Below are 13,597 nucleotides of genomic sequence, written 5' to 3' on the forward strand. Positions count from 1 at the left end.
AATATTCCTTTTTTAAATAATCTCCTCAGTACAAAACACCAATGCTTATTGCGTTTTAAAACGCTACTCGTCTCATTTGCACTTTGATCTGATTTACCTAACCCCATGTAGTAGAACAGGTAAGCATAACTACGACTATTTAATTACCCTTATGTTGATTAGGTAGTGTGTAATTTTTATGACAGTTGGGTATAATCCGCACCCTTGTCGCAACAGAGATGTAGGTTAATGTCAGTAGCATTTCGAGTGGATCAGGTAGAGTACCCGTTCCCAGCAAAACCACAGCCATTGTCAGAAGCACGTAAAGCTGAATTAAAGGCTGAGATCAAAGCTTTACTTAAAGCCCGTAACGCTGTGCTTGTCGCACACTATTACACCGACCATGAAATTCAGGCACTCGCTGAAGAGACTGGTGGCTGCGTAGCAGACTCATTAGAAATGGCGCGCTTCGGAAGAGATGCACAAGAACAAACCTTAATTGTTGCTGGCGTTCGCTTCATGGGTGAAACGGCAAAAATTCTTAGCCCTGAAAAAACCGTACTAATGCCAACACTTGAAGCAACGTGTTCGCTTGATATTGGTTGCCCGGTAAAAGAGTTTAGCGAATTCTGTGATCAGCACCCTGACCACACCGTCGTGGTTTACGCGAATACATCAGCGGCAGTAAAAGCACGCGCCGACTGGGTAGTAACGTCGAGCATCGCGCTTGAAATCGTTGAGCACTTAGACAGCCAGGGCAAGAAAATCATTTGGGGCCCTGACCGACACTTAGGCTCGTACATTGCCAAGCAAACGGGTGCCGACATGCTAATGTGGCAGGGCGAGTGTATCGTTCACGACGAGTTCTCTGCACAGAAACTAGCAGACATGAAAACACTGTACCCAAATGCCGCGATACTGGTTCACCCTGAATCACCCGCAAGCGTGGTAGAAATGGCAGATGCAGTTGGCTCAACCAGTCAATTGATAAAAGCCTCGCAAACCATGGATAACGACACCTTTATTGTTGCTACCGATAAAGGCATCTTTTACAAGATGCAACAACTTACTCCAGAGAAGACGTTTATAGAGGCTCCAACGGGCGGTAACGGCGCTACGTGTAAAAGCTGTGCTCACTGTCCTTGGATGGCAATGAACGGCTTAGAAGCGATTAAGGCGTCTTTAACGGGCGAAACTGATGGGCATGAAATCTTTGTTGATGATGAATTGCGTAAAGGTGCACTTATTCCACTTGATCGCATGCTTAACTTCTCAGCCGAGTTAAAAGCGAAGGGCGGGCTATAAGCGCACGTTTTATAAGCACTTGCTGAATATTTTCCAGCAAGTTCTTGATTAAGCGCGCGGCTTTACCTACTATACGCGCGCTCAAGGGTTTTCGTCGTTGAAATCTTCTTGATACAAAATTTGGAGAGATGGCTGAGTGGCTGAAGGCGCACGCCTGGAAAGTGTGTATACGTTTATAGCGTATCGAGGGTTCGAATCCCTCTCTCTCCGCCAAATACTGAGAACCGGCTTTAGGCCGGTTTTTTTGTGCCTGCCGATCAGCGCTGGATGATGCGCGGATACTTTTCGCTTACGTAAAAAGAAACCCGCTATGAAGCGGGTTTCTTTTTAAACGCGATTGTTGCGACGCTGGTATGCTAAAGCTAATGGCTTTTCATCTGTGATGTCGCGCCGCTGCTAATTACTTCGCAACCTGCTGGTGAAGCTTGATTAGGTCAGGAAGCTTTTTCGCGTAAATCGCTTTCTTTGTACCTGGGTGAAGTAATTGGCTCACGAACGTGCGTAGGAAGCCAAGTACAAACGTTTGAACGCGATCAGCGTCTGCATCACTTGGGTTAGCAATAAGCTTTTCTGTCTCCGCTTGTACTTTGTGTACAATCGGGTCCATGGTGTCTTTTCCAGAAACTAGGTCATTACCAGTCACAACGCCTTTGCCAAGCAAGTCTCTAACTGCTGAGTATAAATCAGCAGAAACAGCGTTAGACTGTCCCCAGTTCGCAATGTTGAATTCTTCAGCAATCTTATCTAGATCAGCAGTTGGGTCGTTCGACTTCAATAGGCTGTCGATAAGTTTATGGGCTTCAGTTTGTTTTACGGGTGTTGATAATTCTGACATGGTTACATTTAAAGATTATGTGGGTGAGCGCGTTATAAATATTCTGCCAGACAATGTCAACCCGTTTGCCGCCAATAGAGGCAAGAACGGGAGAGGAGCTTACTAAGTCATGATGTAAACATGGCGAACAAAGCACCGAAATAGCACCGAAATAACACAGAAATATTACTGAAAGAGTAGCAAAATAGAGAAAAGGCACCTGCTGCCAAGCACCCTTTATCAAATGAGTAAACGGGCTACGCGGAGATCCTATTCTCTTTGTCTACTTTATCTATTTTGCCTGTTCGACGTGCTGGGAAAGGCAACTTAATTGGACGTTTACCATTTAATGCAGCATGTTCTGATTTCACACTATAATTAGCGCTGTCTTTACTATGCATGCCCTTGGGTGTATCAGTTACATCGAAAAGCGGAGCAACAGGCTGTCTGTTTTCCTCTAGCTGGTAAGCAATGACTTTGTTTTCGGTTTCTAAAAAGGCACTTCCAGCTTGCTTACCAAGCTTATAATCATGACGAAGTTGTGCGTCTGTACTACCTAACAATTTACTTTGAAGCTTATCTGACGCAAAAATTTGAATAACCTCTACGCCTTCTGGCGGGTTTTCAATAAATGCCAGTTCTTTTTGATACGCTTGTTCGTGCTGCAGCAGATAGTCGATGGTCTTTGGGCACGTGCCCGTTGCGCACATTACCGCGCTTAACCTTTGTAGCCAAGGCGACTGTACTTGAAAGCCTCTATCTACGGTGCGAATAACTACGATTTTCGTCGCGCCGCGCTTGTACGCTTCGGTAACAGGCAACGGTGCAGCCAAACCACCGTCTAGAAAGAAATCGGTATTGGCTGCCTTTTTTGTCTCGACATCAATGTGCAGCGGTACGCCCTGTTTGTAAAGTAAGGGGAGGGCGCTCGAAGCCTTGATAAGATCGACCCAGTTGTGAGTACTTTTCATTGGATCAAGAAAATACGCCTGTCTGTCTCTGGAATTTGTGGCGGTAAATAAAATTTCTCTGTCCGCAACATTAGCCTTCGCAGTATCAAGATCAAGTAAACGGTTCGCTTCTTGGGTTTTGTCAAAATACCAATCTAAATCGACAATATGCTTTCCCATTAAACCTCTTCCCATTTGGAAAAAGCGTTTGTGTCGAGTTAAGCCGCGAATAAGACGTTTTGCATAGCCTTTTTGACGCGCGACAAAGCTCGTTAAGTTCTGTGAACCTGCTGATGTGCCGATAAGAATATCGAAAGGGTCGTGTCCGGCGTCTAACCATGTATCGAGTACGCCTGCCGTGAAAATTCCTCGCTGTCCACCACCTTCCGCAACCAAGGCAACTTTGCCATTGTTCGACATTTCAGCATTGTGTGCTTTTGAATAAGCGAGACAAGGAGCAGATTGTTGACCCGACATGATAACCCTCTATTTGACCATGACTATAAATTGACTACTTGGTCTAATTGTAGGGAGATCACGACGCCGGGGAAAATTGAAAGAATAAATCGGACTGATAGGAAATAACTGATACTGAAACACTTTTTGTTATTTTATTGTGATTTTTGTGTTTACATTTCGATCGTTTAATCGCAGTCTAACAAAGTATTGAAAGCTAAACTTTCATTGGGAGTCAATAATGAAAATTGCCGTGTTAGGTGCGGGAAGTATTGGATGTTATGTAGCGGGCTGCCTGTTAGCCTCTGACCCCACATTGAGCGCCGCTAATGCACTTACGCTCATTGGCCGTCAGCGTTTATATGATGATATTACTGCCAATGGTCTTAAAGTAACGGATTGGCAAGGGCGTGAGCAGCTAACAAAGCCTGAGCATATCGCATTTTCAATTGAGAACGATAGTTTAGTTGATGCTGACGTCATTTTGCTTTGCGTTAAAAGCCAAGATACCGAGCAGGCTGCTGAGATAATCAATCAGCATGCAAAGCAATCAGCAGTCGTAGTCAGTCTTCAAAACGGAGTGGGTAATGCACACCTGCTTCGCCAGCACATAAAACAATGCGTAATTGCAGGTATGGTGCCTTTCAATGTTTTTTATAAAGGTAACGGCCATTTTCACCGTGGTACTGAGGGTAATATTGCCCTTGAAGATCCCAATAACCAATGTAGTGACGTCATAAAAGCGCTTAGTAACGCGTCGTTGGCCGTTACGGTTTATAACGATATGAAAGCTGTACAGTATGGCAAACTCATTATGAACTTGAATAACGCGGTCAATGCACTGTCGGGTATACCGCTGAAATCACAGCTAGGAGATAGGCAATATAGGTTAGTTATGGCAAAGGTGTTGTCCGAGGCGTTAGCAGTACTAAAAGCGGAAGGAATTGCACCAGCAAGAACCGGTAAGGTCATTCCCAAACTGATGCCAAAAATTATGAAGCTACCTGATTTTTTATTCAATGTGGTGGCTTCATCTACGCTTAAAATAGATCCCGAAGCACGTTCATCAATGTATGAAGATTTGGCGCTGGGGCGACGAACGGAGATTGATTATTTGAACGGCGAGATAGTCAGGCTCGGTGAAAAAAATCACATAGCTACGCCAGTGAATAAGCATATTGTTAACCTGATCAAACAACACGAAGTTGCTCAGAAAGGAAGTCCTCACTTACCAGCAAATGCTTTACTGTTAAAGTGACAGGTCTATCTAACGGTGTATTTCAACGTTAAATATTACAGTTTTGTGTCATTTTTATGTCAGAGCACTTGATTCTTATACTAAAGTATATATCCTGCGCGCAAACTTCCGTTATATTTAGTGTGCTTTGCTTTTTCAAAATCGTTTTTCTTCTTGTCTTCTGTTGAGTGCTTTATGGGCGTCGCTTTTCCATACGGCGGTTGTAGCGTCTGAGGTTGATGCCGAGCGCGAATCTAGCGCAACGTTCTCTCAATACAATGGCAACGGCCTTTCATTTCAAAGCGACAGCAATACCTTCTCACTACGCGTGCGCGGTAGACTTCAGTTTCGCTATGCCAATCCCGGTATAAGCCAGCCTACCGAGCGTGCTGACTTTGAGCATAACGCCGGTAATCAATTTGGCGTTAACAGGGCGCGGGTCAAATTAGACGGTCACATTGGTTTGCCTTGGATTAAATATGGTGTGGAATATGATGCTGTCGATCAGCGCACCCTGACCGCTACACTATCCTTTGAAAAGTATGACGCGCTTCGGTTTAAGGTTGGTCAGTGGAAAGTCGAGTATTCCAGAGAGCGCAGTGTTAGCAGTGGCGGCCAGCAAATGATGGATCGTTCAATCATCAACAGAATATTTACGCTAGATAGGCAAATGGGGGCATCCCTGTACGGTAATTTTGATGGCCCAGGCGCGGCCAATTTCAATTACTGGGTAGGAGTATTCAATGGCTCAGGCCGTGGTGATTATAGCAATCACGATGGCGAGAATATGTATACAGGGCGATTACAGTGGAATTTCTTAGGTGAGTCTGTCGGGTTTAAAAACAGTGACATTAAACGAACAGCTACGCCCAAAGCCGCTCTAGCAATAGCAGGTGCGAAGTTCAAAAGCCAGTTTACGCGTTTTTCATCGTCTGGCGCTGGTAATTTAGCCAACTTTAGTGCGGGCGAGATCGAAGGTCAGTACGACATTCAGCAGTTTGTGATTGATGGTGCCTATTTTTATAAAGGGTTTAATGCTCAAGCGGAATATCATGAAAAAGATATTGTGGATTTAGCGGACAACGATAGAGAAACTACGCTGCGCGGCTATTATGTGCAGGCGGGTTATTTTTTGAGTGAATCAATCAGCTGGTGGCCAGAGCCCCTTGAAATGGCTGCACGCTTCGGGACCTATTCGCCCCGAGACAGTGAACAAGACGAACGCTTTTTTGAAAAGACAGTAGCATTCAACTATTTTTTTAATGGCCACGAAAACAAACTAACCGCAGAGGTAAGCAGGGTTTCACTGGATCAGTTCGATGCTGAAGTAGGGGACGAGACCATCTACTCTCTGCAGTGGGACGTCAGTTTTTAACTACTCACGCCGGGCGAGCAAGAAACTCACCTAGTGTGTTAACAAGGCGAGCCTTGTCTACGGGCTTGCCCACATGGGCATCCATTCCTGCCGCGTGACAGTTGTCGATATCTTGCTGCATGGCGTTAGCCGTCAGGGCAATGATGGGGGTTTTTAACTTAAGTACATTTCTTATATGCCGTGTGGCGCTAAGCCCATCAACTTCAGGCATTTGAATATCCATTAGTACCAAATCATAAGTGCACGCTTTCAATGCATCAATGGCCTTTTGTCCGTTTGATACGTGTGTTAAATCTAAATGGAATTCATCAAGAAGCGCTTTTATTACTTCAACATTAATGTCGTTGTCTTCTGCAAGGAGGACACGAGCGCCTTCTAGCGTAACGTGTTGCTGAGTTGTCTCAGATAGCGGAATATCAATATCTGCTGCAACAGCAAACGTGACATCAAAAGAAAAAGTAGAGCCTCGTTCTAATTCGCTTTCGAGCGTTAGTGAAGAGCCCATTAGCTTAAGCAGATTATTACTGGTGTTAAGCCCTAGGCCTGTGCCGCCATACTTTCTCGCTATGGAGCTTTCAGCTTGCGTAAAAGGCGTAAACAGCTTTACTTGGTTTTCTTTCGAAATACCAATCCCGTTGTCTTTTACCCAGCAGTGCAGGGCACAATGACTATCGTTCGACTCTGATACGGATAATCCAATTTCTATAATTCCTTTATCAGAAAACTTGATGGCATTGCTTATTAGGTTTGCCAATATTTGCTTAAATCTAAGTTCGTCAAACATCAAATCGTTATTAAGGTTTTTGTCGATATGAAGCTGGAGCACTAATCCTTTGCGTTCCGCTTGGTCTGAAAATATGTCGACTAATGTACACAGGCTTTCATTGATGTCGTGAGGCCTGATAGCCAACGTTAGCTTGCCCGCTTCAATCTTCGAAAAGTCGAGTAGGTCGTTAATAAGTTGAAGCAGCATTTCAGATGCATTGACGATTTTCTTGGTGAGATCCTTTGCTTGCACGTCTGCTGCGCGGCTCGCTAATGATTGTCCAAAACCAATAATGGCATTTAAAGGCGTGCGAATCTCGTGACTAATATTAGAAATAAACTCAGACTTCAACCGATTGTTTAATTCTGCTTTTTCTTTCGCCGTTAAGTAAAGCGCATTAGCCTGTCTTGATTTACTCAATAAAATCAGAATGATAACAATTGTTACTAGGGTGAGTGTGGTAAGTATGACGAGCAACGTGGAAAAAAGTGATTGGGTGCGCTGAGCCTCTGTTTTCAACAAAAGCGCTTCCTCGAATGCTTTATTCTCATTCTCAAGTTGATTTGCTCTGTCTTTCTCTTGGGTTATCTGATCAATTAAGTTGGCGCTTTTTATTAGCTCTAAGTCTTCATATTTCTTTGCATTCAAATAGGCTTCATGGAAAACCTCAAATTGTTTGAATGCCAGCGCGTGATCACCTTTCGCAGCAGTAATGTAGGCTTCTGTTTTGTCCAGCTGTGCGCGCCAAGTCGTTTGCTCGGCTTCGCGGTTTTCATCGTAGAGTACACGTGCTTTATTGAGCGCGTTTGTCGCCTTATCCAGTTCTCCTAAACTAAGGTGAGCTTCCGCTTTTAAACGGTAAATTTCGCTATTGTAAAAAGAAGATGAGAGAGGATGAGCAAGAACGATATCAGACAGTGTCAGTGCTTTCTGGAGGTTACCTGAACGATAATAGGTTGTAGCGATACCGTAAGTGGCAAGAAACTCAGAATAGTTAATATCAATTTGTGAATCGAATTCTATGGCGCGCTCAAAGTAGTCGATGGCCTTGCTATAGTTTCCTAGATTTCTATACAGAATACCAATGGCGTATAGATTGTCACTGACCAAAATTCGCTGGTTTTCAACTTTGGCGCCATCAAGCGACTTCTCATAGTAAGACAGCGCAATGTCATAAGCGCTGACTGATTGATAGTAGTCTGCCACAATTGCATAGTACAACGGTCGAAGCTTGGTAAGCGTATGTTTGGTTAGTATATCGTTTACCGTGTTGATAAGCTCAGCGTTAGGCGCAAAAACCTGCCCCTCGCTGTAAGTTAATACCTGGTAAATAAGCGCGTATGCCTTTACGCTTGGTGGAATATCAGGCGTTGCAACAACGCGGTTAAAGTGCTCGTAGGCTTTGTCGTAGTCTGCTGAAATACCATACATTCTTGCTACACCAGTAGCGATTGTAAGCCCTTCACTCGAGTTGTCTTGCAACGCAATCAGCGAATTTAAGATTTTTTCGGAAGGGCGTTGGTGTATCGAGAGTTGGTACTGAACATAAAGCGCGCCCACTTTTCTTTTTTCATCTTGCGTTAATGTGTCAGATAACAACCAAGCTTCAAGCTTTTTTATTGCTGCCCCTATAGGCATAGGCACTAAGGTTTCAACGTCCACTTTAATTTCGCTGACCTTGTCTGAGATAGATGCATGAGCACTAACCGTTCCCATACTCCAAGTTAGGGCAAGCAATAAAGCCAAACTAATAAAATGCTGCAAACTAAGTGACCCGAATAAATGCTATTTGTCTTATGTTAAACGATTAAGCACGTTTAGAATTTAATCGATAAGTCTAAAGTTGGTGATAGTATGAGCTCATCATTTTTTAAAAAGAGGAGAGTGACATGCAAGAAAGCACCAAACTCAACTATGTAGAATTTGCATCTCTAGATATTCGCCGCTCAAAAGCGTTTTTTGAAAGTGCGTTTGGCTGGTGTTTTACCGATTATGGCAGTGAATACAGTGCGTTTAGCAATGCTGGCATGGACGGAGGGATTTTTTCTGCACAACGTGTGATGAAGGCAGAAAGTGGTGCGCCTTTATTGGTGCTGTATTCCAATAACATTTCTGAATCGCAAGAATGTGTAGAAAAAGCAGGTGGAGCAATTACTAAACCGTTGTTTGACTTCCCGGGGGGCTGTCGCTTTCATTTTGTCGAGCCAGGTGGTAATGAGCTTGCTGTTTGGTCTGAGTCGGCAAAATAGCGCTATCGTGTCAACGAAGTCTAGTGATTCTGGCTTTTATAGTCTGATAAAAAACGCCTTGCGTGTAATGACACAGCAAGGCGCTCTAAATTCAGATTAATTAGCTATAAGCTTGACGTTACTTTTGCTCAAGCACAATGCGCAGCATTCTGCGAAGCGGCTCTGCGGCACCCCACAATAGCTGATCGCCGACAGTAAATGCCGAGATATATTCAGGACCCATGTTAAGCTTGCGAATACGGCCTACGGGAATAGACAGTGTACCGGTCACTTTCGCTGGCGTAAGTTCTTGCATCGTCGCGTCGCGATCGTTAGGAATCACTTTTACCCAGTCGTTGTGGTTAGCCAAGATTGTTTCAATTTCGGCTAGAGGCAAGTCTTTCTTTAGCTTAAGTGTGATAGCCTGGCTATGACAGCGCATGGCGCCAACACGTACACAAATACCGTCTATCGGCACTTCACTGCCTTTAATGCCTAAAATCTTGTTGGCTTCCGCTTGGGCTTTCCACTCTTCGCGGCTTTGACCTGAAGGTAGTTGCGAATCGATGTACGGAATTAAGCTACCCGCAAGCGGAACACCGAACTGTTCACTAGGGTAGTCTGCGCTTCGAATAAACTCAGACACTTGCTGGTCAATTTCTAAAATCGCGGTAGCAGGATCTTCAACTTTAGCTTTCACATTACTGTGAATTGCACCCATTTGATTAATTAGCTCACGCATGTGCTGTGCACCTGAACCTGAAGCGGCTTGATAGGTCATTGGCGAAGCCCATTCAACCAAGTCTTTCTCAAACAGGCCACCGAGTGCCAGAAGCATAAGGGAAACCGTGCAGTTTCCACCTACGTAGGTACGAATGCCTTTTTCAATGCCACTATCAATTTCTTTACGGTTTACTGGATCTAGAATAATTACGGCATCGTCTTTCATACGAAGCGCTGACGCAGCATCAATCCAATAACCGTTCCAGCCAGTGGCTCTTAAATCGTTGTACACGGCTTTTGTGTAGTCGCCGCCCTGACAGGTAATAATGATATCCTGTTTAGATAGCGCTTCGATATCGTGCGCATCTTCTAGAACACCAGCATCCTTTCCAGCAAAATCTGGTGCTGCACTACCTTTTTGCGAGGTAGTGAAAAAGGTGGGCTCAATGTGCGCGAAATCTTGCTCTTCTTGCATGCGCTGCATTAATACTGAGCCAACCATACCGCGCCAGCCCACTAAACCTACTTTTTGTTGTGACATTAAATTGAGAACCCTTGTTACTAAAATGAAAAGTACTTCACCACCTACGCCTTTTGCTCAACGCTAACACATGTACTTTTGAATTAACGTGTCTATCAATTGAACGTAGAATGATGTCGAACGCCGCTGCTTTATTGTGCTGGCGCAATACCTGTCGTTTTTATTTTTGTCTTTGCAGTCTAAGTGTTATTTATCCCGCTGGCTAGATGGTTTTTATAAATAATCTATCGCTGATATAAGCATTTTAGAAACGGCTAGTTCATGGCAAAAAATTTAAATAAAACACTTGAAGGAGCAATCAAATCGCAGGGTAGAGAGTGAACCTGTATTAACCCCTCATTGTGTCTATGCACTGCTTACGGTCTAAAAATTGCTTTATAAATAGAATTAATCCCTCACAATGTGTGAGGAGATATACAATATTGAGATACGCTTTAAGGAAAACGTAGTTCTTAATATGAAAATAAAAGTGAGGAACGCATGCAGTACGATAGTCATAACAAATTTGCTACCACTACGGTATTTTTGCACTGGTTGGTTGGATTAACCATTATTGGCTTGCTTGCCACTGGGATTTACATGTCGGAAAACGGTGTGTATGCACTATACCCCTGGCACAAAGCGATTGGTTTTCTTGTACTCTTTGTCGCACTAGCACGTGTGGTATGGCGCATGAAAAATGGTTGGCCTAGCGCTGCTGCTAACTATAAGCCAATAGAGCATAAATTAGCGTCAGTTGTGCACTGGGTGTTAATTATCGCCACGCTCTTAATGCCAATTTCAGGCTTGATGGCGTCGGTATTGGGTGGGCACGGGCTGTCAGTTTTTGGTCTGGAGGTTTTCGCGCCAAATTATAGTGTTGAAGATCCTGAGAAAACGCTACCGATAAATTATGAGCTTTCCAAAGCAGGTGGCGCTATACACTTCTATCTTGGTTATACCGTTATTGTCGCACTCTTGCTACACATTGCTGGCGCTCTTAAGCATCATTTCGTTGATAAAGATGGCACATTGAAGCGCATGCTAGGCAAAACCATTGGGGAGTAGTGCTTAATATCCTAGTTTTTGTGTATACCTTCGTCATCGTAAAAGTATTTTGACTGAAGTTTGCACCTTGGGAGAACAGGTAGATAACTTTCACGTAGAAGCCGAGCTATTTTTGCTCGGCTTTTTTTCTTCAACATTTATTGGCTGCCATTACGTGATGCTGAGTCAGCAAAGAAGAGATAGTCATTGGGCGCTGAGACCTTGTTTTGTTTCGCTTTGTACATGGCAATGTCAGCCAGTTTTATTAACGTATTCATGTCATCGCTCATGGCAGGGAAAAAGGAAACGCCGACACTCATTGAAATAAAGGTTGGCTCTGGGTCGCCGTTAAAGTAGAAAGGTTGCTTCACCCCGTCATTCACTTTTTCTATGGCGCGTTTTACGGAAACTTCGTCTTCAGCTTGAAGTAATAATACAAACTCATCGCCGCCCCAACGTATCGCTACATCGTTTTTGCGAATTTTTTCCTGTAACTGTTCAGCCACAAAGATGAGTACTTCGTCGCCCGCATCATGACCGAAAATATCGTTCACCGCTTTGAAGCCGTTCAGGTCAATTAACGCGAGAGCGAAGTGGTGGTCTTTTCTCATTAACTTCGCAATCAGCTTTTCACCGCCATTGCGATTATAAATACCTGTGAGTGCATCGAAGTCTGCCTGTAAGGCCAGTTTCTGGAGTTCGTGTTTTCGACTAGAAATATCATTCAGCGTCAGCTGATAGTAGCGTTCGCCATCATCAGTGACTAAAGGGCTTGCGATTAGTTGAACCCATGTGGCGTCGTCAGTTTTCTCTGATTTTAGTTTATATTCACCTGTTGCAAACTCATTGCGTGCAAATGCCTCCGAAAGCGAAGTTTTCATTGCAGTAGGCGCTTCAAATAGCTCCTCAAGTAGCTCGCCATAACCTTGCTTTATCTCTAGGCCAATCTTTTCTACCAAGTCGTTGAAGGCCTTATTTCTAAGCTCGATAATTCCATTTTCCGCCATTAACACAGTGGCAGACTTTGCGTTTTCAAAAAGCATTCTGAAACGCTTTTCCAGAAATTCGATTTCTTCCCTAAGTTGACGCTCTTGAGTGAATTGCTCTTCGACTTTGTTTAACAGTTGATTGGTGTCCTGCACCAGCTCGCCTATTTCACTTCGGGAGTGATACTCCGGCATTTCAATTCTTTCTTTTGTGCCTGGAGTAATCTTATGCAGTGAACGACCCACGCGAAGCATAGGAGAGATTATGATGTAGTAGGTAATTATCAACGCAACAATGCCGACAACCACTGCTTCAACATACAATGAATAATTATTGTCAGTACTTATTTTTTTCGCCTGTTCAATAATGTGGGCAAAGTTAGGGTAAACATTGACCTCAGCCAAGGTGTCTTCAGGAATGAATGGGTGCCTCACCAAAAATACCCGAGGCTTGACGTCTTTGCTGATGGCATCGTTCACGTTGAATTGATAATACATTGCATCGCTTTTTATAGACGCAGCGAGTATTTTTTCACTTTTAACCAAGCCGTTGATCGCCTCTTTTGCCAGATCTTCATCTTCTAAAAAAGCAGCGATAGACGCCGTTGCGGCAACGGTTTGGTAAAGTTCTTGAATATCGTTGTTCGCTTCACTAATTTCGTGTTCATACGTAGCGCGATAAAAAAATTCGGCGGTCGTAAGTACTACCAGCATAGCAGCAGCTACTAATATGAGTGAAAAACGAAACCCTAAGCCGTGGATGTTAATCAAAGCGGTACACTACCTTCATTTTGTCGGTGACGTACGACTCATATACATAGGCTAAGGCTGACTCATCGTCTTCTAGCCGTTGTTTAACATCTTCCATAGTTTGTTCTATCGCAGGTGGTTTAACACGTCCAGAAAACTTCAGTCTAGACCAATACGCATTAACGCGAGCAAGGGGAAGGCCCACCAGCGATTTATAAAATTGACCTTTTAGCTCGTCATTAAGCTCTATATCGATGGGCGTTGCCTGCCTACCGTTAGGGAAAGCCGAGTACTTGCCCATGAAGAGATCTATAATCCCTTTCTTATCTAAAACCTGCACATCATTGTTTAAGTTAGTAACAACAACGATTTTCTCTTGTGATTGCGCTACAGAGGAAAAGCTATACAAGGCAAGCACGACAGCCAGTAGGGGTGAGAAGTGTTTATAAAAAGTCATCTCC

Annotated in this window: 11 protein-coding genes and 1 tRNA gene; 6 read left to right on the forward strand and 6 right to left on the reverse strand. The window is 43.9% G+C overall.

From position 1 onward, the window contains the following. The first annotated feature begins 228 nt into the window (after positions 1 to 228). Together nadA and ACFI6J_RS12125 are read left to right on the forward strand one after the other, a co-directional pair. Complete coding sequence (nadA, locus tag ACFI6J_RS12120; protein WP_061485250.1) at positions 229 to 1,284, forward strand: quinolinate synthase NadA; 1,056 nt, start codon at positions 229 to 231, stop codon at positions 1,282 to 1,284. Between the two features lie 122 nt (positions 1,285 to 1,406). Then, positions 1,407 to 1,497: transfer RNA gene (locus ACFI6J_RS12125), tRNA-Ser, on the forward strand. 187 nt (positions 1,498 to 1,684) lie between these two features. Here the strand turns inward: ACFI6J_RS12125 and ACFI6J_RS12130 are convergent. Next, positions 1,685 to 2,119, reverse strand: a complete 435-nt coding sequence (locus ACFI6J_RS12130) for a hypothetical protein (protein ID WP_039233464.1) — start codon at positions 2,117 to 2,119, stop codon at positions 1,685 to 1,687. 236 nt (positions 2,120 to 2,355) lie between these two features. Further along, the gene (locus ACFI6J_RS12135) at positions 2,356 to 3,525 is read right to left on the reverse strand and encodes a patatin-like phospholipase family protein (RefSeq protein ID WP_061485262.1); all 1,170 of its coding nucleotides are present in this window, start codon (positions 3,523 to 3,525) and stop codon (positions 2,356 to 2,358) included. Between the two features lie 220 nt (positions 3,526 to 3,745). On the opposite strand from ACFI6J_RS12135, the gene ACFI6J_RS12140 reads away from it, so the two are divergent. Both ACFI6J_RS12140 and ACFI6J_RS12145 read left to right on the forward strand, forming a co-directional pair. Then, positions 3,746 to 4,762 carry a 2-dehydropantoate 2-reductase gene (locus ACFI6J_RS12140; protein ID WP_061485264.1) on the forward strand — a complete coding sequence of 339 codons (1,017 nt, stop codon included), beginning with the start codon at positions 3,746 to 3,748 and terminating at the stop codon, positions 4,760 to 4,762. A 163-nt stretch (positions 4,763 to 4,925) separates the two neighbouring features. After that, positions 4,926 to 6,116 carry an OprO/OprP family phosphate-selective porin gene (locus tag ACFI6J_RS12145; RefSeq protein ID WP_231506442.1) on the forward strand — a complete coding sequence of 397 codons (1,191 nt, stop codon included), beginning with the start codon at positions 4,926 to 4,928 and terminating at the stop codon, positions 6,114 to 6,116. A 4-nt stretch (positions 6,117 to 6,120) separates the two neighbouring features. Here the strand turns inward: ACFI6J_RS12145 and ACFI6J_RS12150 are convergent, their stop codons facing one another. After that, complete coding sequence (locus ACFI6J_RS12150) at positions 6,121 to 8,646, reverse strand: ATP-binding protein (protein WP_231513054.1); 2,526 nt, start codon at positions 8,644 to 8,646, stop codon at positions 6,121 to 6,123. A gap of 125 nt (positions 8,647 to 8,771) precedes the next feature. Between ACFI6J_RS12150 and ACFI6J_RS12155 the strand changes: the two genes are divergently transcribed. Next, positions 8,772 to 9,131 (forward strand): VOC family protein, encoded by a 360-nt coding sequence (locus ACFI6J_RS12155; protein WP_014948877.1) that lies wholly within the window; start codon positions 8,772 to 8,774, stop codon positions 9,129 to 9,131. 118 nt (positions 9,132 to 9,249) lie between these two features. On the opposite strand, the gene asd is transcribed toward ACFI6J_RS12155, so the two are convergent. Then, positions 9,250 to 10,374, reverse strand: a complete 1,125-nt coding sequence (gene asd / locus ACFI6J_RS12160) for an aspartate-semialdehyde dehydrogenase (protein WP_014948878.1) — start codon at positions 10,372 to 10,374, stop codon at positions 9,250 to 9,252. Between the two features lie 480 nt (positions 10,375 to 10,854). Here asd and ACFI6J_RS12165 point away from each other — a divergent pair, with 480 nt between their 5' ends. Beyond that, positions 10,855 to 11,421: a cytochrome b gene (locus ACFI6J_RS12165; RefSeq protein ID WP_014948879.1), complete on the forward strand. Its 567-nt coding sequence runs from the start codon at positions 10,855 to 10,857 to the stop codon at positions 11,419 to 11,421. Between the two features lie 137 nt (positions 11,422 to 11,558). Here the strand turns inward: ACFI6J_RS12165 and ACFI6J_RS12170 are convergent, their stop codons facing one another. Beyond that, positions 11,559 to 13,157: a sensor domain-containing diguanylate cyclase gene (locus ACFI6J_RS12170; protein ID WP_069943989.1), complete on the reverse strand. Its 1,599-nt coding sequence runs from the start codon at positions 13,155 to 13,157 to the stop codon at positions 11,559 to 11,561. After that, positions 13,150 to 13,593, reverse strand: a complete 444-nt coding sequence (locus ACFI6J_RS12175) for a hypothetical protein (RefSeq protein WP_069943990.1) — start codon at positions 13,591 to 13,593, stop codon at positions 13,150 to 13,152. Before ACFI6J_RS12175 ends, ACFI6J_RS12170 begins: the two co-directional genes overlap by 8 nt. Positions 13,594 to 13,597 lie beyond the last annotated feature (4 nt).

The sequence above is a fragment of the Alteromonas sp. G4i13 genome (assembly GCF_054960505.1).

Coding starts and splice junctions, on each gene's coding strand:
- nadA (WP_061485250.1), top strand. CDS start 229: ATGTCAGTAGCATTTCGAGTGGATCAGGTAGAGTACCCGTTCCCAGCA.
- ACFI6J_RS12130 (WP_039233464.1), bottom strand. CDS start 2,119: ATGTCAGAATTATCAACACCCGTAAAACAAACTGAAGCCCATAAACTT.
- ACFI6J_RS12135 (WP_061485262.1), bottom strand. CDS start 3,525: ATGTCGGGTCAACAATCTGCTCCTTGTCTCGCTTATTCAAAAGCACAC.
- ACFI6J_RS12140 (WP_061485264.1), top strand. CDS start 3,746: ATGAAAATTGCCGTGTTAGGTGCGGGAAGTATTGGATGTTATGTAGCG.
- ACFI6J_RS12155 (WP_014948877.1), top strand. CDS start 8,772: ATGCAAGAAAGCACCAAACTCAACTATGTAGAATTTGCATCTCTAGAT.
- asd (WP_014948878.1), bottom strand. CDS start 10,374: ATGTCACAACAAAAAGTAGGTTTAGTGGGCTGGCGCGGTATGGTTGGC.
- ACFI6J_RS12165 (WP_014948879.1), top strand. CDS start 10,855: ATGCAGTACGATAGTCATAACAAATTTGCTACCACTACGGTATTTTTG.
- ACFI6J_RS12175 (WP_069943990.1), bottom strand. CDS start 13,593: ATGACTTTTTATAAACACTTCTCACCCCTACTGGCTGTCGTGCTTGCC.